Source organism: Hwanghaeella grinnelliae (assembly GCF_004005845.1).
Lineage (GTDB): Bacteria > Pseudomonadota > Alphaproteobacteria > UBA8366 > Aestuariispiraceae > Hwanghaeella > Hwanghaeella grinnelliae.
Genome location: NZ_SADE01000001.1, coordinates 1,687,862 through 1,710,913 on the forward strand (window position 1 = coordinate 1,687,862; position 23,052 = coordinate 1,710,913).

At 59.7% G+C, this 23,052-nt stretch carries 23 protein-coding genes; 14 read left to right on the forward strand and 9 right to left on the reverse strand.

Going from position 1 to position 23,052, the window contains the following annotated elements:
* Positions 1-17: 17 nt before the first annotated feature.
* On the forward strand, positions 18-548 hold the full coding sequence (locus EOI86_RS07800) for a 2,4'-dihydroxyacetophenone dioxygenase family protein (protein WP_127764516.1): 531 nt from the start codon (positions 18-20) through the stop codon (positions 546-548).
* 100 nt (positions 549-648) lie between these two features.
* The gene (locus EOI86_RS07805) at positions 649-1,356 is read left to right on the forward strand and encodes an SDR family oxidoreductase (protein WP_127764517.1); all 708 of its coding nucleotides are present in this window, start codon (positions 649-651) and stop codon (positions 1,354-1,356) included.
* A gap of 110 nt (positions 1,357-1,466) precedes the next feature.
* Here the strand turns inward: EOI86_RS07805 and EOI86_RS07810 are convergent, their stop codons facing one another.
* From EOI86_RS07810 to EOI86_RS07820, 3 genes are read right to left on the reverse strand one after another with little or no spacing between them, the layout of a single operon-like run.
* On the reverse strand, positions 1,467-2,084 hold the full coding sequence (locus EOI86_RS07810; protein ID WP_127764518.1) for a GNAT family N-acetyltransferase: 618 nt from the start codon (positions 2,082-2,084) through the stop codon (positions 1,467-1,469).
* Positions 2,081-2,935 (reverse strand): hypothetical protein, encoded by an 855-nt coding sequence (locus EOI86_RS07815; RefSeq protein WP_127764519.1) that lies wholly within the window; start codon positions 2,933-2,935, stop codon positions 2,081-2,083. The genes EOI86_RS07810 and EOI86_RS07815 overlap by 4 nt, the downstream gene beginning before the upstream one ends.
* Before the next feature lie 46 nt (positions 2,936-2,981).
* Positions 2,982-3,764: a CDP-alcohol phosphatidyltransferase family protein gene (locus tag EOI86_RS07820; RefSeq protein WP_161973744.1), complete on the reverse strand. Its 783-nt coding sequence runs from the start codon at positions 3,762-3,764 to the stop codon at positions 2,982-2,984.
* Positions 3,765-3,914: 150 nt separating this feature from the next.
* Here EOI86_RS07820 and EOI86_RS07825 point away from each other — a divergent pair, with 150 nt between their 5' ends.
* The 5 genes from EOI86_RS07825 to EOI86_RS07845 are packed head-to-tail and all read left to right on the forward strand — an operon-like array spanning position 3,915 to position 8,113.
* A complete protein-coding gene (locus EOI86_RS07825) occupies positions 3,915-4,826 on the forward strand; it encodes a zinc-dependent alcohol dehydrogenase (RefSeq protein WP_240035586.1) in 912 nt (303 codons plus the stop codon).
* A 29-nt stretch (positions 4,827-4,855) separates the two neighbouring features.
* Positions 4,856-5,266: a 6-pyruvoyl trahydropterin synthase family protein gene (locus EOI86_RS07830; protein ID WP_127764522.1), complete on the forward strand. Its 411-nt coding sequence runs from the start codon at positions 4,856-4,858 to the stop codon at positions 5,264-5,266.
* Between the two features lie 41 nt (positions 5,267-5,307).
* A complete protein-coding gene (locus EOI86_RS07835; protein WP_127764523.1) occupies positions 5,308-6,375 on the forward strand; it encodes a glycosyltransferase family 4 protein in 1,068 nt (355 codons plus the stop codon).
* On the forward strand, positions 6,372-7,196 hold the full coding sequence (locus tag EOI86_RS07840; protein WP_127764524.1) for a class I SAM-dependent methyltransferase: 825 nt from the start codon (positions 6,372-6,374) through the stop codon (positions 7,194-7,196). The genes EOI86_RS07835 and EOI86_RS07840 overlap by 4 nt, the downstream gene beginning before the upstream one ends.
* Positions 7,193-8,113 carry a lysylphosphatidylglycerol synthase transmembrane domain-containing protein gene (locus EOI86_RS07845; RefSeq protein ID WP_127764525.1) on the forward strand — a complete coding sequence of 307 codons (921 nt, stop codon included), beginning with the start codon at positions 7,193-7,195 and terminating at the stop codon, positions 8,111-8,113. Before EOI86_RS07840 ends, EOI86_RS07845 begins: the two co-directional genes overlap by 4 nt.
* Before the next feature lie 20 nt (positions 8,114-8,133).
* On the opposite strand, the gene EOI86_RS07850 is transcribed toward EOI86_RS07845, so the two are convergent.
* The gene (locus tag EOI86_RS07850) at positions 8,134-9,678 is read right to left on the reverse strand and encodes a sulfatase-like hydrolase/transferase (RefSeq protein ID WP_161973745.1); all 1,545 of its coding nucleotides are present in this window, start codon (positions 9,676-9,678) and stop codon (positions 8,134-8,136) included.
* Positions 9,679-10,160: 482 nt separating this feature from the next.
* Here EOI86_RS07850 and EOI86_RS07855 point away from each other — a divergent pair, with 482 nt between their 5' ends.
* Together EOI86_RS07855 and EOI86_RS07860 are read left to right on the forward strand one after the other, a co-directional pair.
* Complete coding sequence (locus EOI86_RS07855; RefSeq protein WP_127764527.1) at positions 10,161-12,515, forward strand: MHYT domain-containing protein; 2,355 nt, start codon at positions 10,161-10,163, stop codon at positions 12,513-12,515.
* 1 nt (position 12,516) lies between these two features.
* Complete coding sequence (locus EOI86_RS07860) at positions 12,517-13,563, forward strand: HD-GYP domain-containing protein (protein WP_205032100.1); 1,047 nt, start codon at positions 12,517-12,519, stop codon at positions 13,561-13,563.
* Between the two features lie 33 nt (positions 13,564-13,596).
* On the opposite strand, the gene EOI86_RS07865 is transcribed toward EOI86_RS07860, so the two are convergent.
* Complete coding sequence (locus tag EOI86_RS07865; protein ID WP_127764529.1) at positions 13,597-14,055, reverse strand: hypothetical protein; 459 nt, start codon at positions 14,053-14,055, stop codon at positions 13,597-13,599.
* A 170-nt stretch (positions 14,056-14,225) separates the two neighbouring features.
* Here EOI86_RS07865 and EOI86_RS07870 point away from each other — a divergent pair, with 170 nt between their 5' ends.
* Both EOI86_RS07870 and EOI86_RS07875 read left to right on the forward strand, forming a co-directional pair.
* Positions 14,226-14,789: a class I SAM-dependent methyltransferase gene (locus EOI86_RS07870; protein ID WP_127764530.1), complete on the forward strand. Its 564-nt coding sequence runs from the start codon at positions 14,226-14,228 to the stop codon at positions 14,787-14,789.
* A gap of 145 nt (positions 14,790-14,934) precedes the next feature.
* Positions 14,935-16,221 carry a hypothetical protein gene (locus tag EOI86_RS07875; protein ID WP_127764531.1) on the forward strand — a complete coding sequence of 429 codons (1,287 nt, stop codon included), beginning with the start codon at positions 14,935-14,937 and terminating at the stop codon, positions 16,219-16,221.
* A 168-nt stretch (positions 16,222-16,389) separates the two neighbouring features.
* Here the strand turns inward: EOI86_RS07875 and cydB are convergent, their stop codons facing one another.
* The 3 genes from cydB to EOI86_RS07895 form a co-directional block, all read right to left on the reverse strand.
* Positions 16,390-17,394: a cytochrome d ubiquinol oxidase subunit II gene (gene cydB, locus EOI86_RS07885; RefSeq protein WP_127764533.1), complete on the reverse strand. Its 1,005-nt coding sequence runs from the start codon at positions 17,392-17,394 to the stop codon at positions 16,390-16,392.
* A 14-nt stretch (positions 17,395-17,408) separates the two neighbouring features.
* Positions 17,409-18,860, reverse strand: coding sequence for a cytochrome ubiquinol oxidase subunit I (locus tag EOI86_RS07890; RefSeq protein WP_127765176.1), 1,452 nt, complete (start codon positions 18,858-18,860; stop codon positions 17,409-17,411).
* 198 nt (positions 18,861-19,058) lie between these two features.
* Positions 19,059-20,027, reverse strand: a complete 969-nt coding sequence (locus tag EOI86_RS07895) for a quinone oxidoreductase family protein (protein ID WP_127764534.1) — start codon at positions 20,025-20,027, stop codon at positions 19,059-19,061.
* Positions 20,028-20,146: 119 nt separating this feature from the next.
* Here EOI86_RS07895 and EOI86_RS07900 point away from each other — a divergent pair, with 119 nt between their 5' ends.
* Positions 20,147-20,989 (forward strand): LysR family transcriptional regulator, encoded by an 843-nt coding sequence (locus EOI86_RS07900; RefSeq protein WP_205032102.1) that lies wholly within the window; start codon positions 20,147-20,149, stop codon positions 20,987-20,989.
* Between the two features lie 56 nt (positions 20,990-21,045).
* On the opposite strand, the gene EOI86_RS07905 is transcribed toward EOI86_RS07900, so the two are convergent.
* A complete protein-coding gene (locus tag EOI86_RS07905; RefSeq protein WP_127764536.1) occupies positions 21,046-21,534 on the reverse strand; it encodes a MerR family transcriptional regulator in 489 nt (162 codons plus the stop codon).
* Positions 21,535-21,618: 84 nt separating this feature from the next.
* On the opposite strand from EOI86_RS07905, the gene EOI86_RS07910 reads away from it, so the two are divergent.
* Positions 21,619-22,248: a cation efflux transmembrane domain-containing protein gene (locus EOI86_RS07910; protein ID WP_127764537.1), complete on the forward strand. Its 630-nt coding sequence runs from the start codon at positions 21,619-21,621 to the stop codon at positions 22,246-22,248.
* Positions 22,249-22,303: 55 nt separating this feature from the next.
* Positions 22,304-23,014 (forward strand): DNA repair protein RecO, encoded by a 711-nt coding sequence (gene recO, locus EOI86_RS07915; protein WP_127764538.1) that lies wholly within the window; start codon positions 22,304-22,306, stop codon positions 23,012-23,014.
* Positions 23,015-23,052 lie beyond the last annotated feature (38 nt).

Below are 23,052 nucleotides of genomic sequence, written 5' to 3' on the forward strand. Positions count from 1 at the left end.
AGGAAAAGGATAGTCTGATGCCAGTTGTCGAAGTCGACGAAAATCCCCGTATTCCCTATCAACTGCCAATGCCACCCGATGCATTGCCTGAAATCGTGGTGCCGGATGCCGTGTCCGCCAACGATGATCGCATGTGGGTACGGCAGGCGGAGCATGTGTTCTTTCGCCCGCTCTGCTTGAACGTCTCGCAGGGATATTGGATGAATCTGCTGAAGGTCACCAAATCCGGCGTGCTGTCGCGGCACCGGCACCCGAACGCGGTGCATGGTTTCGTGTTGAAGGGACATTGGCACTATCTGGAACACGATTGGGTCGCTGAAGAAGGGGGCTATGTCTATGAGCCGCCCGGCGAGACGCATACGCTTGTGGTGCCCGACGATGTGGATGAGATGATCACCTATTTTCAGGTCAACGGCGTGATGTACTATGTGGATCCCCACGGTAAACATCTGGGCTACGAGGACGTCTTCACCAAGATCGACATGTGTCGCGCGCATTTCGAGAAAGTCGGCCTAGGCGCCGACTATGTGAACCAGTTCATTCGTTAACCCGGTCTGACCAGTGGTTTGATAGAGACAACCGGAGGGGTCCCTAGCGGGGCAGTCCAATCGACTAACCTCCAGCATCCAACAACGTAAGGAGTTCTAAATGAACGTATCCGGGAAGAAAGCCGTCGTCTTCGGCGGCACATCGGGCATTGGCCTGGCAACGACGAAGATGCTCGCCGAAGGCGGCGCAACGGTCGTGGCAATCAGCCGCAACCCCGACAAAGCGGGACCCATGCCCGACAATGTCACGACCCTATCCTGCGATGTTATGGATCAAGCGGCTGTCGAAGCGCTGCTGAACGATCTTGCCCCGTTCGATATTCTTGTCAGTGCGGCGACCGGTGGCAGCCGCGCCATAGGGCCGTTTCTTGAGATGAGCATGGACGGCTACAAGGCATCCTTCGACAAGTTATGGGGATATGCCAACGTTGTCAGATATGGTGCCAAGCATGTCACGGATGGCGGGTCCATCACCCTTGTTTCCGGTGCGCCTGCGCGTAATTGCCGACCGGGACAGATCGCTCTTTCGTCCGTCGGTGGCGCGGTCGAAGCCATGGTGCGCGCAATGGCCCGCGAATTGGCGCCGCGGATCCGCATCAACGTCGTTTCTCCGGGCACGATCGATACGCCGATGGTTGCCGCGCAGGGCGCCGAACGCGAAGAGCTCTATAAGAACCTTACCAAAAACAATCTGATCCCCCGCGCCGGGACCGCCGATGAGGTGGCCGAGGGAATCATGTTCGCGATCACAAATGATTTCGTGACCGGCACTACGGTGGATGTCGACGGCGGATGGCTTCTTGGCTGATTGAAGTCTTTCGTTCAAGGGGCAAGGCGCGGACGTCGTCCGGTCCCTTGAGCGAAGACTACGAGGAATGACAGCGGGGCCGAATACGAGCCGGTTGGGTCTATACTGGTCTATGTTGGGCCGGTGCCGGGCAACTGGCGGTCCGCCCATTCCCGGCGCGTAATTCGGAAACCGGGAAGGGTGGTCTGGAAGGCTCTTGTCGGGCCGGCAGAGCCCAAGCCGCATTTCTGAAGCACACGGGCCGAAGCGGTGTTCTCCGGGTCGACGACAGCAACGATTTCGTCCAGGGGCGATTGTTCGAACGCAAAACGGATCAACCGGCTTGCCGCTTCAGTTGCGTAGCCTTGGCCCCAGGCGGACTTCTTGAGGTGGTAACCGATCTCGATTTCCCTATCGGGTAGACCGGACCCGTCTATCAGATGCCACTCGGTATCTGGTTCTTCGACGGCCATTGGCAACAAGAAAACAGTACCGAATTTCTCTCCCGTCTCACGGCCGACCAGGGCCCAGATGCCAATGCAGCCCTCGGCACACCGGCGCGTCAGATCATGCATCAGCGCGGGAATCCGCTCGGGCTTTTCAACCGGCCCGACAAACTGCATCACGTCGGGATCGGTGCCGATTTCCACACAAAGGTCGCGATCGTCGTGGGTTAAAGGGCGCAACAACAGCCGCTCTGTGTCCAACTCCAGGATCACCGATCCGCCTTTGTCTTCGCTGCCGTTCAATACGGTGACCCGCCGCCCATCGCGAAACTGATCGCCGCAGCCGCGATGGCGGGCGGGAAGGCGAGGATGGCGACTTTGACGCTATAGACGACGCTGCCCGCCAAGGTATCGTCGGCATGCCATCCCAAGTGATTGGCCAGGTGAACCGATACGTAGCACAGCGGCAGGGGCAGCAGGGCCCAAGGCGAAACATCCGTCAGGAACAGTGCCTGGGCGGCAAGCGGCCCCAGGACGACGATGGCCGCCGCGGCAAGCGCCGGGCCGAGCCTGATGCGCATGGCGATCGGTTCGGCCAGGATCGTCGCGCCGATGGCGACCGCGAGAGCGATGGCGAAAAATCCGCTTGTCGCCGTTCCACCGAATATCAGGACAAGGCCGAGGCCCATTGCCGCCGCACCGTGCGCGACGCGGGAAAGCGCGGTTGTCGTGGACTGTGCCAGGGTTGTCAGGGCGGCGAACAGCAATCCGACCGAAAACAGCGCGGCGAGCGCCCATTCGAGGCCGTCGAAGCGGGGAATCAGGCGCTCCAGAACCCATGCCGTGCCGCCGAAAGCGCCGATGATGGGCAGCAGCCATCCCTCCGTGCCGAGATGTTCACCCCGCCCGTAATAGACCAGGATCAGCACCGCCCCGGCGAGGATTGGCGCATAAAACAGTTTCTGTACCGATGAGGTCGGCGGGAAGGCCGGGACATCGCTGATTGCCGCATAACATCCGGCGAACCCAGCGATAACGCCCAGGATAAGAAGCAGACGGCACATCCGCACCGAGGAACTCTTGCCGGCAACCAGGGCAAGCACGCCCGCAGCGATGGCCGGTATGGCTACCAAATTCGTCAGCATTTCCAACATGGTCCGGTCCCTTCGACGGTTGTCCGACCACTATGCCGCGATTCCACTAGGCGTGTTGACGTTTCATTAGAGAAATCACATCGACAGCGAAGGAGTAGAACAAAAGCGCCAGCGACAAGGCCGCGATCCATAGGCTCAAGCCGGGTGGAATGATGGGGGCCAGGCAGACGACAAGCGACACGACCTGAATGACGCAAACCGTCTTGCGGCGGATGCTGGGGCCAAGCGGCGCGCGCAGGCGGTCCACAAACAGTCCCGTAAAGACGAACAGGTACCGTAACAGGCCGGACAGGACGATCCAGGGGCCTGCCTTGCCTTGGTCTACCACCAGAATGGCCAGGATCAGGATGAAGGCCGCGTCCGTCTCCTGGTCGAATAAGGCGCCGAATGGGCTGTCGTCCCCATTTCGGCGGGCATACCAGCCGTCGAACCCGTCCATGATCAGTGCGAAGGAACTCACTGCAACGAAGGTCCAGGCGGCGGAGGCACTCCAGGCCTGCCCGATCGCCCCGGCGACCAGGCAGATCAAGACCCCGCGGCCCATTGTAATCGCATTGGCCGCGCCGAATCCGCCGGATTTCAGCGCGGAACGGTCCCGGAACCGGTAAAGGCCAAAGCCGATCGCCGCCACGAGGACGATGAAGGCGGATAGGGAATAGGTGATGTACAGATCCGTGAAGGCGAACAGGCGCGGCATCAGCAGCAGCCCGCCGGTCAACAGCATGGCTGCCCATAAGAAATGCAGCGCAGGCCACGCTTTTCCGCCCAGGGCCGGCAGATGGGCCATGTCGAGCGTGTTGCCGGATTGTCTATCGTCTTTACGGATCATCGGAAACTCGGTAGCCAGAACCATTCTTTACTTGAGTTGCAAAGAAATATGGATGCTTCGCCCAATAAACCAACGCTTTTATCTAGATCTTTTTGGATAGAGGAACCCGGAATCGGGGCCATTCGCTCGTCCGAACTGGATTGTTCGAACGTGAAGGTTGCAGAAGAGGTTCTGATCCAGGCCCGGTTCGGCGCGCTGAGCCGTGGAACGGAATCCTGCGTGTTTCAGGGTAGGGTGCCCGAAACGGAATGGACCCGTATGCGCTGCCCCTTTCAGGAGGGCGATTTTCCGGGGCCGGTGAAGTACGGCTATATCTCCGTTGGGCGTGTGCTGGACGGACCGGCGGATCTGACGGAGCGGGACGTTTTCTGCCTGTATCCGCATCAAACACTCTATACGGTTCCGGCCAGCGCGGTCACGCCCTTGCCCGACGGTGTGCCGGCGGAACGGGCGGTACTGGCCGCCAATATGGAAACCGCGGTGAATGTCATCTGGGATGCCGCGCCGGTAGCGGGGGACACGGTGACAGTTGTTGGCGGCGGTGTCCTCGGCTGCCTGATTGCTTATCTGGCGAAGCGGGTCCCGGATGTCGCGGTGTCGGTTGTCGATCCGGATGCGCTTAAAGAGACGATATATCAATCTATTGGAGTTGATTTCTGCCATCCTGATAAAGCGCAAGGTGGGCGGGATATCGTCATCCATACCAGCGCGACGGAGGCAGGGTTGCGCCTGTGCCTGACCCTGGCACGCGACGAAGGACGGATTGTCGAGGCCAGTTGGTATGGCGACCGGGAGGTCACGCTGCCCCTTGGACAGGACTTCCATTCACGACGCCTTCAATTGATCGGATCGCAGGTCGGCATGGTATCTCCCGCCAAGCGCTCTACCTACAGCTATGCGGACAGGATGGCCCTGGCGCTCGGCTATTTGACCGATCCTGTCCTGGACACGCTTTTCACGCATGAGATCGCGTTCGACGACCTGCCGGAGCGGTTGCCGGAATTCGCGGTGAACGGAAGCGGGGTGGCCTGCGTCCGAATCCGCTATCCAGACGACACTTGAACCACTTCAGCCTTGGAAGGACTCTCCCCATGTTTGCCCTGACCGTCCGCGATCACTTGATGATCGCTCATAGCTTTACCGGAGAAGTCTTTGGTCCGGCACAAAAACTCCACGGCGCCACATATATTGTCGATGTCGAGTTTCAGTGCGCTGAGCTGGACGCGGACGGCCTCGTCGTGGATATCGGTCTGGCGTCCCAGGCCCTGTCGAAGGTGATGGAAACCTATAACTACAAGAACCTGGACGAGGTGCCGAGCTTGTCGGGCATGAACACGACCACCGAACAAATGGCGAAGGTGGTCTTCGACGACATGGCCGCGCGGATCGCCGCCGGCGATTTGGGGCCGGGCGGCCCGCGCCTGTCGGGCATGAAGGTCAGCCTGCACGAATCCCACATTGCTTGGGCTAGCTATGAAGGCGCGCTGGGAAACGGGGCCTGATGCCCTTCTGACTGTTGGCTGACCGTTAGAAAGGCCCGCTCGTGGCGCAGAACCAAACCATCCATTTCATCTTTCCCGGTGACCCGGATACCCGAACGGGCGGATACGCCTATGGGCGCGAGATCGTCGCTGCGATGCGGCGGGCGGGGGCCAAGGTCCAGGTCGTGGCCTTGCCGGATGGCTTTCCGGTACCGACGGATGATATCCGACGGCGGGCCGCGGGCATGCTCGCCGAAATACCCGATGGCGCCGCTGTGATCTTCGACGGACTGGCCTGCGGGGTGTTGCCGGAAGAAACAGCGGCCCTGAGTGCCCGCACGCGTCTCACCGCACTGGTTCATCACCCGCTCGCAGATGAGTCGGGACTTGAGGAAAGTGAATCAAGGCGCTTGTTTGAAAGTGAAAAACAAAGTCTGACATATGCTCGTCATGTGATTGTGACCAGCGGCTATACCGCTTTGCGGCTGCGCGATTTTGGGGTTGAGGATGACCGTGTCACGGTGATTGAACCGGGCACGGAAGCTGCTCCCTTGGCGCGGGGGACGTATCCCGATGGACCTGTTTCCCTGCTGGCTGTCGCCAGCGTGACGCCGCGCAAAGGATATCCCGACCTGTTGCAAGCCTTGAAGCCGCTGGGAGATCTGGACTGGCGCTTGGACTGTGTCGGCGGTCTTGAGATGAGCCCGGCGCATGCCCGGGGCGTTCTGGCGAAGGCGGCGGATTTCGGCGACCGGGTTCGGTTTCATGGGGCGCTGCCGCCTGATGCCTTGCCCCCCTTGTATGACAGTGCGGATCTGTTCGTATCGCCGTCGCATTACGAAGGGTATGGCATGGCAATCGCCGAAGCGGCGGCCTGCGGCTTGCCGATCCTGGCCGCGTCCGGCGGCGCCGTGCCCTTTACCACCGCCGGGCGCGCGGCCCGCTTGATTAAACCCGGCGACATTTCCGGCCTTTCCGCTGCGTTGAAGGGGCTGATTGGCGATCCGAAGGCCCGCCAGGGCTTGCGGGAGGCTTCCCTGGCGGCACGGAAAGAGCTGCCCACATGGGATGATTCCGGAATGCGCTGCTTTTTATTAATGCGTGGCTTGGCGAAGGACGACCAAACATGACCGGACCGTTGGAAAGTTTCGACGCGGATTGGCTGACATTGCGGGAACCAGCGGATGCCGCGGCGAGGTCTCCCGTCCTGGCTGGAATTTTGTCCGCATGGCTGCTGGATACGCTGTCCGGACGCCGTATCGCCTCCGTTGTCGATTTTGGGGCCGGAACCGGGTCGGCCATGCGCTGGCTCGCGCCGCGTCTGCCGGTGCCGCAGTCTTGGCGCCTGGTCGATGGGGATGCGGGGTTGCTGGAACGCGCCAAGGATACTGTACCGCTTCCCGTTGCCGGCATCGAAACGACGCTGGCGGACCTGCGGGACGCCGATATGGTGGGTTTGATCGGCGGGGCGGATGTGCTTTCGGCCTCGGCGCTGCTGGATCTTGTTTCCGCCGCTTGGATCGACCGGCTCGTGGCCGCATGCGCGGAGACCGGGACCGCGGCCTGGCTGACGCTTTCCGTTGACGGGGCGGATGCCTGGTTTCCGGCGTTGCGCGGGGATTGGGCCGCGGGCAGGGCCTTTGCGCGTGATCAGGCCCGGGACAAGGGGTTTGGACCATCATTGGGTCCAGCGGCTGTTTCGTACGCCGCCCTGCGGTTCCGGGATGCGGGGTTCAAGGTTGGAAAGGCGAAAAGCGACTGGCGCCTTGGGCCCGGCGCGGCGGCGTTGCAGCAGGAATTGCTGCGCGGGCACGCCCTGGCGGCCATGGGCGCGGATCCGGCCCGGGGCAGAATTCATGAGGCCTGGGCGCATCGCCGTCTTTACGAAATCGCTGCCGGTCGCGGCGGTGTCCGGATCGGGCACACCGATTTGCTGGCGCTGCCCGCATGACAGGGCTCCACCCCCGCCTGTCATTCGTTCTGAAGCTTCTTGTTTGCCTGCTGTTGCTCGGCTTTGTCTGGCAGGTGGCCGGCGGGCCGGAAATACTGATCGCGCTGGGCGGCGCGGACCCGGTCTGGTTGGCGGCGGGCTTCGGTTTGATCCTGCCGCAGACCGTCCTGTCCGCAGTCCGCTGGCGATTGGTGGCCGCTCGATTGGGCGTGACGATCGGCACAAAAGCCGCCATCTCGGAATACTATATCGCCATCTTCCTGAACCAGGTTCTGCCGGGCGGTGTCGCAGGCGATATCACCCGTGTGACACGGCATGGTTCCGCCCTTCGAAAAAGCGCCTTGGCACATGAGGGGACCGGTGGGCGGGGATACGGCGTCGCGGCCAAGGCGGTCGTCTATGAACGCACGGTGGGCCAGATTGCTATGGTGGCCCTGTCTATTCCCGGACTGGCCCTATGGCGGGCGGAAGCCGCCTGGATCGCGGGGGGGATACTGGCCGTCCTGCTGGCTTTGGCTATCTTGGCGCCGGTCAAGGGCTGGATCGGGCGGCAGATAGGGGATTTCCGGAAAGCCGTCCTCAAACAAGACGTGATCGTCAGGCAAGCGATGCTCTCGGGATTGATTGCGGGAAGCTATGTACTGGTTTTCTGGTGCTGCGTGCGCGCGCTCGGCATTTCCTTTTCCGCGGGAACGGCGCTCACCGTTCTGCCGCCCGCCTTATTGGCGATGGCGATCCCGATCACGCCGGCCGGTTGGGGGCTGCGCGAGGCCGCCGCCGTCGGCATGTGGATTGCCGCCGGGATGCAGGCAGGTGACGCGGCGGCGGCGTCAATTCTCTACGGTCTGGTAAACTTGGCCGGCGCGTTGCCGGGGGCTGCTTTCCTGGCAGTGGGACCCAGGACCGGGAACACCTGAATTGCTCGGGTGAGGGACCGTCAGGACGCCGCGCCGAAGGGGCGCGCACATCCCTCGGCAGGGCCGCGGTCCCCGAAATGGGCGACCATGCGCTGAAGGATCCAATCCATTCCGTACAGAACCTCGCCTCGTTTCGGGGCAAGGCCCGGTCGGTATCCGTCGGCCAGGAAGCAGGCGATCAGGTCCTTGCGGCCGCTGATCACATGGATTGGCGCTGCCCGTCCGCCCAGATTGCCGCTGACCACGCTCCAGGGCTGATGATCGCCCAGGATAATCACCAAATCATCCGGCTTTGTGTGACGTTCCGCGAAATCGAGCGCGGCGCGCAGGCTGTATGCAGCCCCGGCAATGTATCCATCCGCCGGGTCCGCCCAGTCCGCTCGTGTGAAACTGCCTGCGGCCTCCGCCGCTGGGGCCCAGACGCTGCCATCCAGAATCTTGGTACGATCTTCGATGAACGGGGGTATCGGCCGGAAGGGATAGTGGCTGGAAATCAAAGCCAATTGGACAAAGTTGGGGCGGTCCTTGGAGATCAGCTCGGGGATCCGTTCCAAAGTGAACTGGTCTGGAATGCCGAAATAGCCAAACCGCACGCCGCCATAATCCAGGTCGCCCGCCGTATACACATGGTCGAACCGCAACAATCGGCTTTCAGGCCAATAGCGCTGAATGCCCGGCATGACCAGAGATGTTTCATAACCGCTGCGCCGCAGGATTTGGGTCATCGTGTCCAGGTCCGACCGCAGATAGGCGCGATATTCAAGGTTCGTGTCGATCCATGCGCCGGCGGTCGATGTCAGATGGGCCAGCCAACTCAATCCCCCGTAAGTCGGGGATTCCAGCAATGTGCTTACCGCTTCCCGTCCGTTGCCGTTCAGCGTGTCGTCGTAGCGATCATAAAGGCCTTCGATGACGGCACGGTGTTCGTCGCGTTCCAAAAGGCTGGCGCCATAGGATTCGACGAATATCAGATAGACATTCGTTCCGGCGAGCCGGGGCAGCGTGGTTTCACCATCCCGCACTTCACCACGTTGTTGGCGGTATTCATCCACGACAGCGCGTCCGTCATCGAACCAGAGGCTGATGATCTTGGCATGGTATGAGGCGGCCTGGATCGCCGGCGCGGAACTGGCCATCGCCGTGCTGGTGACGATGCCGGTGAGGTCTACCGCCTGCGCGGCGACCAGCAGGGTCAATCCGGCGACCGCCTTTTTCATGCCGGCAGGCGGTGCAAGAGATTCCATTTGCGCGCCAAGGTAACGCGCGGCGAGGGCGAACAGGCCGACCGTGCCCGCCAAAATGGCGAGGACCGCAAGGGTGAGGGGCGCGACGATGAACCACCCCATGGAGACGGCCATCAGTTCCAGAACGTGCGGGATCTGCGCAGCATCGAAGATCAGGTCGATGGTCCGTCCGTAAATTGCGCTGCTGGCGACATCGATCAGGTGAAGCAACGCACCGACCGACAAGAAAATCGCGGCAAACGGCAATCCAACACGTTTGAACGATGGCCATGTGGCATTCGCTGCAAGGCACAGAAGTACGATCGCTACTTCAATGGGCAATTTGGGTCTTACAAGCCAGTTTTGACCGTAGATATTAAACTCTATGTTGAAAAAAAGGATGAGCAGACCCGTCACCGCGAGGAGCTTGATGGTGCAGTGTAATTTGGTGGGGTTTGCTGAACGTCTGCGATCCATTTTTGGACTTCTCGCCGGGAAATGATGCTGATCGAAAATTGCCGGTGACCGGCGCGAAATGGGTAACTTCAATTCATCGTTTGGGTTCACGACCTAGACGCAAGTCCTAATACAGGCAATTGGTCCAGTACAAAATCCTGATATTGCCCGTATGGGAATAAATGCCAGGACCATCTCGCAAAAAACCATAAATTAGAGGGTGCTAAACTCGTCGTTAACGAATTGCGTGGCATCAAGACGGTAAGACAGGGGGCCGTTGTCGTCCGACGCGGCTTTCATATTGAAAGTGACGTACCGAGCAGAGGCGAAGACCTTGGCTAGCGACCCGAATAGTCCGGAATAGGTCAATGGATTTCACAGTATTTTTGGATCGCTTCTTTGTGCCTGTTGGCAGCGATGTGTTGCTGGCCTCCGAATTGTACAAGGGCGAGTACAATGCATTCCTAGTCATCCTCTCCGCCCTTATTGCAATTTCCTGCGCCTATATTGCCCTATCGGCGGTGGGCCGATCCCGGAAAGCCAGCAGCTTGCTCGTTCACGCAGGATGGATGGGCGTTGCCTCGATAACCATGGGGATCGGTGTCTGGTCGATGCATTTTGTCGGCATGCTGTCGTTCGAACTTCCCTGCGCGGTTGAATACGATTCCGTACTCACATTCGTGTCGATGCTGCCGAGCATTATTGCCAGTATGATCGCGCTTTCGATCATCCGCCTTCGCCGCGTGACAACCCTTCCCCTGCGTCTTTTTGGGGGCGTATTGATGGCCAGCGGGATTGCGGCCATGCATTACACCGGCATGGCGGCCATGCGTATGGATGCCATGCTGTACTACGACGGCGCCCGCGTCACCCTGTCCGTCTTACTCGCGGTCAGCTTGGCTTGCTTGTCGCTCAGCCTACCGAGTTTTTTCCTAGGCAGGACCGGAACCAAGGTCCTTGCTGTTTTGAATAGGCGCGGCATTGTGCCTGTACGGGCTGTGGCCGGCATGTCGGCGGTCGGTCTGGGGTTGGCGGTAACCGGTATGCACTACACCGCAATGTGGGCCGCGTATTTCGTGCCCTGGCCAGGGGGAGTGGCCGCCCACCACTCTTGGGAACCGGGCATTCTAGCCTTGTGGATCGTGCTGGCGGTTGTGTTGTTGTCCACCGCGGTCATCGCCATCGTGTTTGCGTCCAAGCAGAGGATGCTCGCTGACGAGTTGAAGGCCCAGGTGGCCTTGCGGTCAAGGGTGGAAGCGGCGGTTGAAGAGCAGCGGGGCCGGTTGCAGGCGATCATCGACAACGTTGTCGATGGCATCATCACGATTAACGCGTCGGGAACGATCCAGCATTGGAGCCCGGCGGCCCAGGCCCTGTTCGGCTACACCGACGAAGAAGTGACCGGACAAAACGTCAACATGCTAATGGCCGAGCCGTTCCTAGACGAGGACGATGACAGTTCGAACGGACTTCACCTAAGAGAGCGCCGTCAGGTCGTGGGCGTTGGCCGCGAAGCTGTCGGGTTGCGCAAGGATGGTTCAACTTTTCCCTTGGACCTTTCAATCGGATATGGGGAAGTCAACGGCAGGCCGTTCTACACAGGTGTGGTGCGGGACCTGACACAGCGAAAAAAGGAACTCGCCATCCTTGAGGAAGCCCGGGACCGTGCCCAACAGGCTGTGAAGGCGAAGTCAGAGTTTCTGGCGAATATGAGCCATGAAATACGGACCCCGATGAATGGCGTTCTTGGATTTCTAGGGCTTGCCCTGAATGAGAAGAGTTTGAGTCCGGAAGTTCGCTCCTACCTCAACACAGCGGAGAAGTCGGCGAACAATCTGCTGGTGATCATCGACGACATCCTGGACTTCAGCAGGTTGGAGAGCGGTCGGATCCGTTTGGAGAGCGTATCCTTCGATCTTAGAAACCTGGTGTCCGAGACCGTGCATGGCCTGTCGACATTGGCGGATGACCGGTCTTTGACCGTGACGGTACGGGTCGCTGAGGATGCGCCTGTTCTGGTCAAGGGCGACCCCATGCGTATTCGGCAAATCCTGATCAACCTGATCAGCAACGCGATCAAGTTCACCCATGAAGGCGGTGTCTCCGTCGATGTATCGCGGTTTTCTGCAGAGTCGGATCAAATTCTGTTCACGGTTGCGGATACCGGGATCGGTATGTCGCCTGAGACCCTGGAACGCGTGCTGCAACCGTTCGAGCAGGCGGATTCGGCAACGCACCGGCTATACGGCGGAACCGGTTTGGGAACGACGATTTCACTGCAACTGGCCCATTTGCAGGGCGGTGACCTTTGGGCCGAGTCGGAGGAGGGCAAGGGCAGCACCTTCTTCTTCACAGCGCTTCTGCCGGAGAGCAGTGAACTAGACGTTGCTTCGACCCCCGCACTGAATGCCGAGTTGTCCGAGGTGGATGGGCTGCGGGAGCCTGACCCCGGTATGGACGACCTGTTTGGGGGTGGGCCCATCGAGCCGCGGCCTGAAAAAGCGTTGGGTGCTGATCGCGAGACGCTGCGGAAAATGTTCGAGGATCTTTACAAGGCGCTTGATGAGGACAATCCGGAACCGGTCGAACACGTTCTCGATGAAATGTCCGACGTTCTGGACCGGCGTTTTGTAACCCAGATGCGAAAATCGGTTTCGCAATTCGATTTCGGCCTCGCCAGAGAGAAGGCGGATCTGATGATGGCGGATTTGCATTTACGGTGAGATGATGACTGATATTCCCCTTCCCAGAATCCCAAAAATTGCCGCTATCGACGATGAGCCGGCGAACCTGCAATTGCTGCACGATGTCTTGAAGAGTGATTACCAGCTTGTTTTCGCCCGTTCCGGCGAAGATGGGATCGCGGTCGTCCAAAAGCATATGCCGGATCTGATCCTGTTGGACGTCATGATGCCGAAAATGGACGGTTTCGAGGTGATCTGCCGATTGCGCGCCAATCCGGAGACGGCGCAAATCCCGGTAATTTTCGTAACCGCGCGCGGGGACCAGGAAGGCGAGGAAGAGGGGCTTGTCGCCGGCGCCGTCGACTATGTCACCAAGCCGATCAGGCCACGTATTCTGACGGCGCGCGTGAGAACTCATCTTGCCCTGGCGGACCAAAAAAACAGCTATCGCCAGGAAGTCCATGAGGCGACCAGCAAGTTGCAGAAGAGCTATTACGAAGCGATCCACATGCTGGGTTCCGCAGGGCACTACAACGATTCCGATACCGGCACCCATATTTGGCGCATGGCGGCCTATTCGGGTGCTTTAGCTCGGGCTGCGCTATGGAATGTTGAGGATGCAGTGACATTGGAACTGGCTGCCACGATGCATGACATGGGCAAGGTCGGCATCCCGGATTCCATCTTGCGCAAGCCTGGTAAGCTTGACCCCGACGAATGGGTGATCATGAAACGCCACGCCGAGATCGGATATGACATCCTCAGCAAAGGCAGTTCCCCGGTATTCGTCGTGGCCGCGGATGTCGCCCGACATCATCATGAACGGTGGGACGGCAGCGGCTACCCCGATGGTCTCGCCGGCAAGGACATTCCGGAAGCTGCCCGCATTGTTGCGATCGCCGATGTATTCGACGCCTGGACGATGGCCCGGCCATACAAACAGGCTTGGTCGGTGGATCGGGCTTTCGAGGAATTGCGAGACGTCGCCGGCACCCATTTGGATCCGGGGTTGGTTGAATTGTTCATCGGCATTCGTGAAGAAATCGTCTTCCTAAAAGAATGCTGGGATGAGCAGGACGCCGCCTGATTCACTGAGGGGAGACAGACCGTTTCCTTCCGTCTAACCGCGAAGGGCAGCGCCGGGCCGGAACACGACCGGACCGTTCGAACCTGAATCGTTGGCATTCGCCGGTCCGTTTCGTCGAATGATCGATTGAACCCAGCGGTCTTCCGCAACGTATTGGGGGAAGTCCTCCCAATAGCCTTCGAAATCGCCGACTTGCGCGTCGATGAAACGATGGTCTGAGATACGCAAAAGCACCTTTCGAACGGTGAAGGTTTCACCGCGCCGGAAAGCGAAATACCAAACGCCGACCCCATTAAAGGAAAGGGTCAGTGGTGGCCGTGCGGCGCTTTCGTCCCGCCGGTCGACACAATAGAAATCTATCGGGTCGCCATCCGGTGTCACCGGGTCATAGAGGGCGAATACACAGACATCGGCCAGTTCGCTCAGCCGTGCCAGTTCAGCCTCAATCTTTTGTTCCATAACCAGCTTTAGCCGGTTCGTATCGGTTGTCATGCTAGTCTCCCTCTCTCGGGAAAAACTATGTGCAGCCTATATTTCGACCGCAAGTAAATTTATCCTCTGTTTTACTTGCCGTCTTTTTGACTGTATTTCAGATTGCTTGAAAACCACGGAAAATATAGCAGTTCCGCAAATAATTCTGTGTTCTGGAGGGTGGAATTCGAATGTCGACCGAAGTCGTTTTCTTCATCCTCAGCGTGGCGATTCTGTTCGTAACCAGCATTTCGATTCTCGTGACCACCTTGGCCACGGGGTCGCCGCCGACACCGTCCGGCCCTTCCTTGCGGCGTGAGATTGTCGCCATGATCGCATTCGCTGATCCCAGTGAAGGGGTTATTTATGACTTGGGAAGCGGCTGGGGTGGTCTGGCAAAGGCTGTGGCGCGGGCCAATCCGGAACGATCCGTTATCGGCATCGAACGAAGTTTCATCCCTTGGGCCTTGGCGGCCGTGTCCAATCGTCTGTTCGGCCCTGGGAACCTGCTTTTCCGGCGGGCCGATTTTTCCCAGCAAGATCTGACGGATGCCGCCGTGGCGATCTGTTATCTTTCCGGTGATACCTTGCGCGATCTGGCCCCTGGTTTGGAGCAGCGTCTGCCGCCTGGCTGCGCCTTGATTTCCGCGACTTTCGCCTGGCCGGGGCGGAAGCCGGTTGCCAAAGCGACGGCAAAGGATCTGTTCAACAGCCCGGTTTATCTTTACCGAATTGCCCTGGACGAAAGCCAGTGACGGGCTTTCGCGAACCCGCCGGAAAACGGGATAGGGAGCATGGCGGGAAACTTGGCGGCGATCCGGGCCGTGGACTTGGACAAGGCCGGGCGAACGTGCACATACTCATCCCGCAAGGCACCTGCCGGCTAAATAAGGGCTGAGGATGAGCGTTCGGTACAAGTCGTTCGAAGATCGCGGCGTGTATGTCGGGTTTCAGACGCGCGCGGTCGAACTGTGCCGCTGCCGAATGCCCCGGGTGGAACTCGACGATTACGAGGCCTTGATTCCGAATTGGAGCGGGCACGACCATTCATCCAGCAATGATCTGGTCATGCAGTTCATGGATGTCCCGCGCTGGTGCACATTAAACCGGCGGGACGAAATGCTGCATACGTCTGTCGAGCAGCGCCGCACGCATATGGGCGGGCATCTGGACCCGATCATGATGCGCGACGTGCGGTTGGGGATCGACAGGGAGTTCGGCGACGAGGTCGGGCGCAAGCTTGCCGAGAACGAGTTGGAGATTTCCCGTGTCGATGTCCAGAATGCTTTTCTGGAAATCCTCGCCATGTTCGGCCGGAATTACTCGGAACAGATCGGAATCGACGAATTCCGCCGCGTCGACCATCGCGTCCTGAAGACCTTGGCGGAGGAGTCGCGCGATTCCCTGACCCGTTTGGTTCGTGTGCTGGCCCGGACCGTTTCCCGCGAAGTAGGAATGACGCGGGAGTTGCTACAGGAACGCTTGGATGTACTAAGCACTTTTGCCGCGCCGATCTGTTCTATCGTCACCCATGACGAAAGCAGGGATGTCGGTTACCTGAGCCGGCAACTGGGCTTGCTCGAGATCTTTCATATTGAACTATTGGATTATGCGGAAACCGCGGTCCATGAAGCCCGTGATGCGATAAATGTAATCGACATCAATATTCGGACCTTCTCGGAATATGCGAAGGCGCGCGCCATGCATATTCAAAACGCGCTGCTGTCGGTGGATTTCTATGTCTCCGACAAGCGGTACAAGGACCTGTTGGATATTATTGCGCGGGAGCGGATCAAGATCTCATATGCGCTGGACGGCTGGGCCAGCCATGCGACCCGTTGGATGGCGCTCGGCCCCGACGATCTTGAAGAACGCGAGAAGCTGATCGGCTTCGTCCTGCGGGAAATGCCGAGCCCCACCGTCGAGGTCGAGGAGGAAGTCAGTCACCTCGTGCAGGGCGGGGGCAGCCTGATGTCTCTGCGCGGCAGGCTGGTGAAGGAAATGCATTCCTGGATGGACGACAGCCTGGACGAAGCGCTCTACAAACGGGTCATGGATTCCCGGGGGATGGATACGGCCAAGGGACATGATGAACTGAAAAAGAAGAAGAAGCCGGAAAAACCGGTTGAAGGCATCAACGAAATCGTCAAGAGCGCCATAGCCTACAAGGGTGAATCCCCTTTTTAAGGAAAATCTGCCCTTCGGTATCCTCCAAGCTTTCGGGTTAGGTGCCTATGGCGAAGCGTATGGCATAAGCCAGCGCGCCGACCGCCGCGACACCGGCGCACCACAGCCCAATGAACCACAAGATGCGGCGCCCTGCGCTTTGCTCTCCGGCCGGGCGGTCGTCCGGCATCAATGATATCCTTCCGAAGGGTCGACCTTGCCGCGGAATACCCAATAGGCATAACCGGTATAGGCCAGGATAATCGGCAGCAAAATTGCCGCGCCGACCAGCATGAATGCCAAGCTTTCATCCGGGCCCGCAGCTTCCCAGATCGTGATGCCCGGCGGCACGATGGTCGGATAGAAACTGATCCCGATGCCGCAGAAACACAGGACAAAGATTCCCAAGGTCGACAGAAAAGGCCAATGGTCCCGGTGTTCGTTCAGGCCTCGGTACAGAAACCAGGCACAGGCGGCAACAAGGGCCGGCACCGTGAAGCTGAACAGAACGCCCGGCCAATCGAACCACCGGGCCAGATAGACTGGGTCCTGGAACGGCGTCCAGAGGCTGACGGCGCCAATCAACGACAAGGTTCCGAAAGCCAACGGCCAACTGGCGCGCCGCGCGGTATGAGCGATGCCACCTTCCGTCTTCATCACCAGCCAGGTCGAGCCAAGCAATCCGTAGCCGACGCAAAGCGCGACACCCGTGATCAGGCTGAACGGCGTCAGCCAATCCCACCAGCCGCCGGCATAGGCGCGGTCGTCGACCGCGATGCCTTGAACCAGGGCGCCGAGTGCAATGCCCTGTGAGAAGGCAGCGAGCAGGGACCCGCCGCTGAAGCCGATATCCCAAAGAATACGGCTGCGTTCGGCCCGATGGCGGAATTCAAATGAGACCCCTCGAAAAACCAAGCCAAGCAGCATCACTGTCAGCGGCGCGTATAGGGCCGGCAGGATTGTCGCATAGGCCAGGGGAAAGACCGCGAACAAACCGCCGCCACCCAGGACCAGCCATGTCTCGTTCCCATCCCAGACGGGCGCGACCGAATTCATGGCGATGTCCCGGTCATGTGTGTTCTTCAGGAAGGGAAAAAGAATACCGACGCCCAGGTCGAAACCGTCCAGGACGATATAGGCGAGGACCGCGAAGGCGATCAGTCCGGCCCAGATGAAAGGAAGGTCGAGTTCCATATCGTGTTCCTCCGTCAGGCCGAATGCGGTTTGTTTGGGTGTGCGTGCGATGATGGCCGGTGCGGTCGTTGCTCCAGGATCGAAGCACCGGAACCGACACCTGCCGCCCGGATTACGGCTTTCGGTTCGTCATCCCCGTTCCCGTCGTCACCGCCCGGCCGTTTCGCCATCAGGCGCAGGACATAGAAGGTGCCCGCCCCGAAGACCGCGAAATAAACCAGGATGAAAGCAATAAGGGATGCCCCGACCGCCGCCGCTTCGATCGGCGACGCGCTGTCGACCGTGCGCAGCAGGCCATAGACCGTCCAGGGTTGGCGGCCGACTTCCGTCGTGATCCAACCCGCCAGCACGGCGGCGAAGCCCGACGGCCCCATGAGGACCGCAAGGCGGTGCAGCAGAGGCGCGTCATAGAGCTTGCCGCGAAGTCGCGCCAGAGCGCTCCACAGGCCAAGACCGACCATGGCGAAGCCGAGCGCCACCATGATTCGGAAACTCCAGAATATGATCTCCGCCGGGGGGCGGTCCTCTTTTGGAAAGGCCTTCAGGCCCTTCACTTCGCCGTCCCATTCATGGGTCAGGATAAGGGAGCCCAGATTGGGAACCTCTATCGCGTAGCGGGTTTCCTCCGATTCGTCGTCCGGTACCCCGAACAGGATCAACGGTGCGCCTTTGTGGGAATCGTAGTGACCCTCCATTGCGGCGACTTTGGCCGGTTGATGTTCCAACGTGTTAAGGCCGTGAAAATCCCCCGCCACGATCTGCAGCGGCGCAACGATAAGCGCCATCCACATGGCCATGGAAAACATCGTCCGCGCCGCCGCATCGGTTCTGTCCTTTAACAAATGCCAGGCGCCGACCGCGCCGACCACGAAGGCCGTGGTCAGATAGGCGGCCAATACCATATGCACCAGCCGGTACGGGAAGGACGGGTTGAAAATCGCCTTAAACCAATCGGCGGGAACGAACTGGGCGGCCTCGTTGATCGAATAACCCGCTGGCGTTTGCATCCACGAATTCACGGATAGAATCCAGAAGGCGGAAAACAGCGTCCCCACCGCGACCATTAACGTCGCCAGGAAATGCAAACGCGGACCGACGCGCTTCATGCCGAACAGCATGACCCCTAGGAACCCGGCCTCAAGGAAAAAGGCGGATAGAACCTCGTATCCCATCAGCGGGCCCAGGATCGGCCCGGTCATATCCGAGAATACGGACCAGTTGGTGCCGAATTGATAACTCATCACGATGCCGGAAACGACGCCCATCCCGAAGACGACCGCGAAGATCGTCTTCCAATAGTGAAAGACCCGGATGAATCGTTCCTGGCCGGTCCAAAGCCATAGGCCCTCCAAAACGGCCAGATAGCTTGCCAAGCCGATTGTGAAGGCCGGAAAGATGATATGGGCTGAGACGGTGAACGCGAATTGCATCCGCGCAAGCTCTACTGCGGTGAACGGGTCGGTCATACCGAACAAGTCTTTCTCCCGCCGATAGTCGAATGACGGGTATTTGGTGGCACGCCGCCAGGGGCGGCCGTGAAAAAGTCGTTCTACAGATTAGAATAGACCTAATTCTCTCTTTCAGCAGGGAAAAGCGATGTGACAAAGTCACTCTTGCCGCTGCGGCGGGCTGACGCACCAGCCGAATTCTATTCCGGATCTCTTCTATGGCAGCAGGATGAGGCTACCCGAGGTTTCCCCATCCTCCAGCTTTAGATGTGCTTTCGAGGCTTCCGCAAGTCGGAATTCACCGCCTATGGCGGGAATTCCGTCGGCGCTCAGAGTGGCCAGAACCGCCGACGCCGCGGCAGAATAACGGCGCGGATCGGCCGCATAGGCGACCACGCTGTGCCGAGACAGGGAAAGGTTCCTGGCGGGCCCGATTTCGTCGATGTCCAAGGCAGGGATTGGGCCGGCCACCTGACCGATGCTCGCGACCATTCCGTAAGGTCGGACACATCGCATGGTTTTTTGCAGCATGTCACCACCGATGCCGTCGATCGCATAATGCACCCCCAGGCCATCCGTCAGGTTTGACACCTCGCCCGGAAGGTCCGCGTCCCGACCGACAATGAGGTGATCTGCGCCGTTTTGTGATGCGATCCGGGCCTTTTCCGGCGAACTGACGGTGCCGATGACGACGGCGCCCAGCCGCTTTGCCCATCGTGTGAGGGTCATTCCCAAGCCGCCCGCGGCCGAATGCACCAATAGGATGGTGTTTGCGTCCACCGGATACGTGGTCGTCATAAGCATATGAGCGGTGAGGCCGCGAAGCATGGTGACCGCAGCCGGTTTCAGGTCGATATCGGCAGGCAGGGGAATGGCGCGCCATGCCGGAAGTAGACGTGTTGCCGCATAGGCGCCCGGCAAACCCGCATAGGACACCGTGTCACCGACAGACAAGGTGTCCACCCCATCGCCGATTGCTTCGACAATGCCCGATCCCTCGACGCCAGGGACAGCGGGCAAGGGCAGGGGATACAATCCCGTGCGGTGATAGATATCGACGAAATTGACCCCGATTGCCGCATGCCGCAGACGGATTTCCCCAGGGCCCGGGGGTTGGGGTTCATGTGGGGCAACCGTCAAACAATCGGGGCCGCCCGGCTTCGTAAATTGAATTTGGATGTCCATGGCCATCTCCTTGGTTTTGATGGGGGGTGATGGCGGGACTATGGGTGACGGATCGATGTGAGAAAATTATCGATTTTTAAGCATTATATGTGAATAAATACCCAATGGATTGGGACGACTTGAGATATTTTTCTGTGCTTGCGAAGCGCGGCAGCTTGTCGGGCGCGGCGCGCACGCTCGGTGTTGAGCATGCCACCGTCGCGCGGCGTATCGCAGGGCTGGAAGCCGACTTGCATGTGAAACTCGTCGACCGGCGCGGAAGGCGGATCCTTTTGACACCGGAAGGGGAAAGGATCGCCGCCGCGGCAGGCCGGATCGAAGACGAGGCGGCCTCGATTGAACGGCTCGCCGCCGGCGCACAAGCGCAGATCGCCGGAACGGTTTCCATCAGTGCCCCGCCATTGTTGGCCGCGGCACGTTTGGTGCGCCCATTGGCCGACATACGCAAAGCGCATCCCAAATTGACGATAAGGTTGGTCGGTGAGAACCGAAGTGCGCGTCTGGAAAAGAGGGAAGCCGATATCGCCATACGGCTGAGCCGCCCCGAATCCGGCGCACAGACGATCAGCAAGCTGGGCGAAATGCCGTTCAACCTCTATGCAAGCCTCCCCTATTTACAGGCAACACGGCCGGAAGACTGGAGCTTCATCGGGTATGAGAGTCCGTTGGACCAGTCGCCGCCGCAGAAACGTCTTCGGCTTTTGGCCGGGCAACGCCCTATTGGGCTGACGGCGAGCACGATCGAGATACAACTCAGCGCCGCCAAAGAGGGTTTCGGCGTGGCTTTCCTGCCTGATTTCGTCGCTGCCGGGGACGCGGAGCTCGCACGGGTCTTCCCCGAGGAGCCGCCGGTTATACGGGAAATTTGGCTGGTTGTGCACAACGACCTGAAAGATGCGCCGGCGGTGCGTACTGTGCTGAATGCCTTGAAGGCGGCATTCGCGTCCACGCCTCGTATTTGACGTAAGGGGTTTTACCCTAGGAAAGGATGGATGTTCGCGGTCTTGCGGGCGCATCGTCAAACCGCTGTTGGGTCAACGTGATCCAGTTCGGTACAGTTGCTGTGTTCGCTCAACGCTTCGATGACGCGGCAATCCGAGATTTGACCGCCTGAGCATTGTTCGATCATCCGTTCCAATTCGCTCTTCAACGAGGTGAGGCGGCTTATCCGGTGCTCCACATTTTCAAGCTGTGCCCGGGCGATGGTGTCCGCCGCAATGCAGGAATGATCCGGCATGTTTGACAGGCTCAATAAATCGCGTACCGCGTCGATTGGAAACCCCAATCCGCGCGCATGCCGTATGAACAGCAGGCGATCCACATCGCTTTGACTGTATCGGCGTTGATTGCCGGCGGTGCGCGGCGGCGTGGGTAAAAGCCCGATCTGTTCGTAGTAGCGGATCGTCTGCACCTTGCAGTCTGCGGCGTCCGCAACGCGGCCAATCGTCAGGTCCCGTATCGGTCGTTCCTTCGCGGCAGGTTCTTCGAGAACTTTTTCGCCTGACATGCGTTTTACCCCTTGAAGCTACAGTTACTGTAGACATTAGGTTTAGGGTGTCGGTAATTTCAAGACGCTGAGGAGAATTCGATCATGGGTGCCTGTTGCGGCGGCGACGCAAAATTCGACGGTCTTTCAAAGGGATACCGTCGGGCCTTGTGGGCCGTGATTGCGATCAATGGGGGCATGTTCTTCGTTGAAATGGCCGCGGGCGCCCTGGCCGGGTCCCAGGCCTTGCAGGCCGATGCCTTAGATTTCCTGGGTGACAGCCTGACCTACGGTATCAGCCTCGCCGTTATCGGGATGTCCTTGCGTGTCCGCGCGACGGCCGCGCTGTTCAAGGGCGTCAGCCTGGCCTTGATGGGGCTGTGGGTCTTCGGGTCGACCCTATACCACACCCTGATCCTGGGGGTGCCGAACGCGCCCGTGATGGGGGCGATTGGCTTCCTCGCCCTGGCAGCGAACCTCACCAGCGTGCTGATCCTGATGAAATATCGCGATGGAGATGCGAATGTGCGTTCCGTCTGGCTGTGCAGCCGGAATGACGCCATTGGCAATGTCGCGGTGATGGCCGCGGCCGGCGGTGTCGCGCTGACCGGGACTGCCTGGCCCGACATCGCCGTTGCCGGTTTGATGGCTGGTCTGTTTCTTTGGTCCGCCTTCCATATCCTGGTGCAAGCCGTTCGGGAACGGCGACACGAAGAAGTGGCGGCCGCGGAATAGGATAGGGCCGCTTTTCCATCTCCCTCAGCCCGGGTGACTCTGCTAAGCCCTAACCATGGAATGGCGGGACGACGGCATCATCCTGAATGTCAGGAAACATGGCGAGAGCGGGGCGATTGTCTCGCTGCTCACCCGTGCGCATGGCCGTTATGCCGGCTTGGTTCGGGGCGGGCGGTCGTCGCGTCTTCGCGGTATTCTGCAGCCCGGCAATCTGATCCGCGCTGATTGGCGGGCGCGATTGGTCGAGCATTTGGGCAATATGACCGTGGAACCTCTGGAAAGCCGGGTGGCGCCCTTGTTGATTCATCCCGGCCGACTGGCAGCGCTTACCTCGGCCTGCGCCATCCTGGAAGCCGCCTTGCCGGAGCGCCAAGCCGCGCCGGAGATGTTCGACCTGATGGATCTGCTGACCCGACATCTGGGCGATGACGACTGGGCCGCGACCTATGTGCGCTGGGAAGCGGCGATGCTGACCGCGCTGGGCTTCGGCCTGGACCTGACCGCCTGTGCCGCGACCGGGGTGACGGATAACCTAACCTATGTATCGCCTAAAACGGCACGCGCCGTTTCCGAAGAGGCGGCGGGCCCGTACAAGGAACGCCTGTTGCCGCTGCCTCCCTTCCTACTGGAGGACGCGGATGACGGAAGGGTGCCCGACGCCGACGAGATCCGCGATGGACTGCGCCTGACAGGCTTTTTCCTGGACCAGATGGTGATGGGCCCCGCCGGCAAGCATTTGCCGGATGAACGCGGACGGATTTTCTAAAACAAATAACGAACGATGTTTTCCGACCTGATGTCTTA

Coding starts and splice junctions, on each gene's coding strand:
- EOI86_RS07840 (WP_127764524.1), top strand. CDS start 6,372: ATGACCGGACCGTTGGAAAGTTTCGACGCGGATTGGCTGACATTGCGG.
- EOI86_RS07865 (WP_127764529.1), bottom strand. CDS start 14,055: ATGACAACCGATACGAACCGGCTAAAGCTGGTTATGGAACAAAAGATT.
- cydB (WP_127764533.1), bottom strand. CDS start 17,394: ATGGAACTCGACCTTCCTTTCATCTGGGCCGGACTGATCGCCTTCGCG.
- EOI86_RS07820 (WP_161973744.1), bottom strand. CDS start 3,764: ATGATCCGTAAAGACGATAGACAATCCGGCAACACGCTCGACATGGCC.
- EOI86_RS07855 (WP_127764527.1), top strand. CDS start 10,161: ATGGATTTCACAGTATTTTTGGATCGCTTCTTTGTGCCTGTTGGCAGC.
- EOI86_RS07890 (WP_127765176.1), bottom strand. CDS start 18,860: ATGACCGACCCGTTCACCGCAGTAGAGCTTGCGCGGATGCAATTCGCG.
- EOI86_RS07805 (WP_127764517.1), top strand. CDS start 649: ATGAACGTATCCGGGAAGAAAGCCGTCGTCTTCGGCGGCACATCGGGC.
- EOI86_RS07860 (WP_205032100.1), top strand. CDS start 12,517: ATGATGACTGATATTCCCCTTCCCAGAATCCCAAAAATTGCCGCTATC.
- EOI86_RS07830 (WP_127764522.1), top strand. CDS start 4,856: ATGTTTGCCCTGACCGTCCGCGATCACTTGATGATCGCTCATAGCTTT.
- EOI86_RS07845 (WP_127764525.1), top strand. CDS start 7,193: ATGACAGGGCTCCACCCCCGCCTGTCATTCGTTCTGAAGCTTCTTGTT.
- EOI86_RS07870 (WP_127764530.1), top strand. CDS start 14,226: ATGTCGACCGAAGTCGTTTTCTTCATCCTCAGCGTGGCGATTCTGTTC.
- EOI86_RS07910 (WP_127764537.1), top strand. CDS start 21,619: ATGGGTGCCTGTTGCGGCGGCGACGCAAAATTCGACGGTCTTTCAAAG.
- EOI86_RS07875 (WP_127764531.1), top strand. CDS start 14,935: ATGAGCGTTCGGTACAAGTCGTTCGAAGATCGCGGCGTGTATGTCGGG.
- EOI86_RS07905 (WP_127764536.1), bottom strand. CDS start 21,534: ATGTCAGGCGAAAAAGTTCTCGAAGAACCTGCCGCGAAGGAACGACCG.
- recO (WP_127764538.1), top strand. CDS start 22,304: ATGGAATGGCGGGACGACGGCATCATCCTGAATGTCAGGAAACATGGC.
- EOI86_RS07895 (WP_127764534.1), bottom strand. CDS start 20,027: ATGGACATCCAAATTCAATTTACGAAGCCGGGCGGCCCCGATTGTTTG.
- EOI86_RS07815 (WP_127764519.1), bottom strand. CDS start 2,935: ATGTTGGAAATGCTGACGAATTTGGTAGCCATACCGGCCATCGCTGCG.
- EOI86_RS07800 (WP_127764516.1), top strand. CDS start 18: ATGCCAGTTGTCGAAGTCGACGAAAATCCCCGTATTCCCTATCAACTG.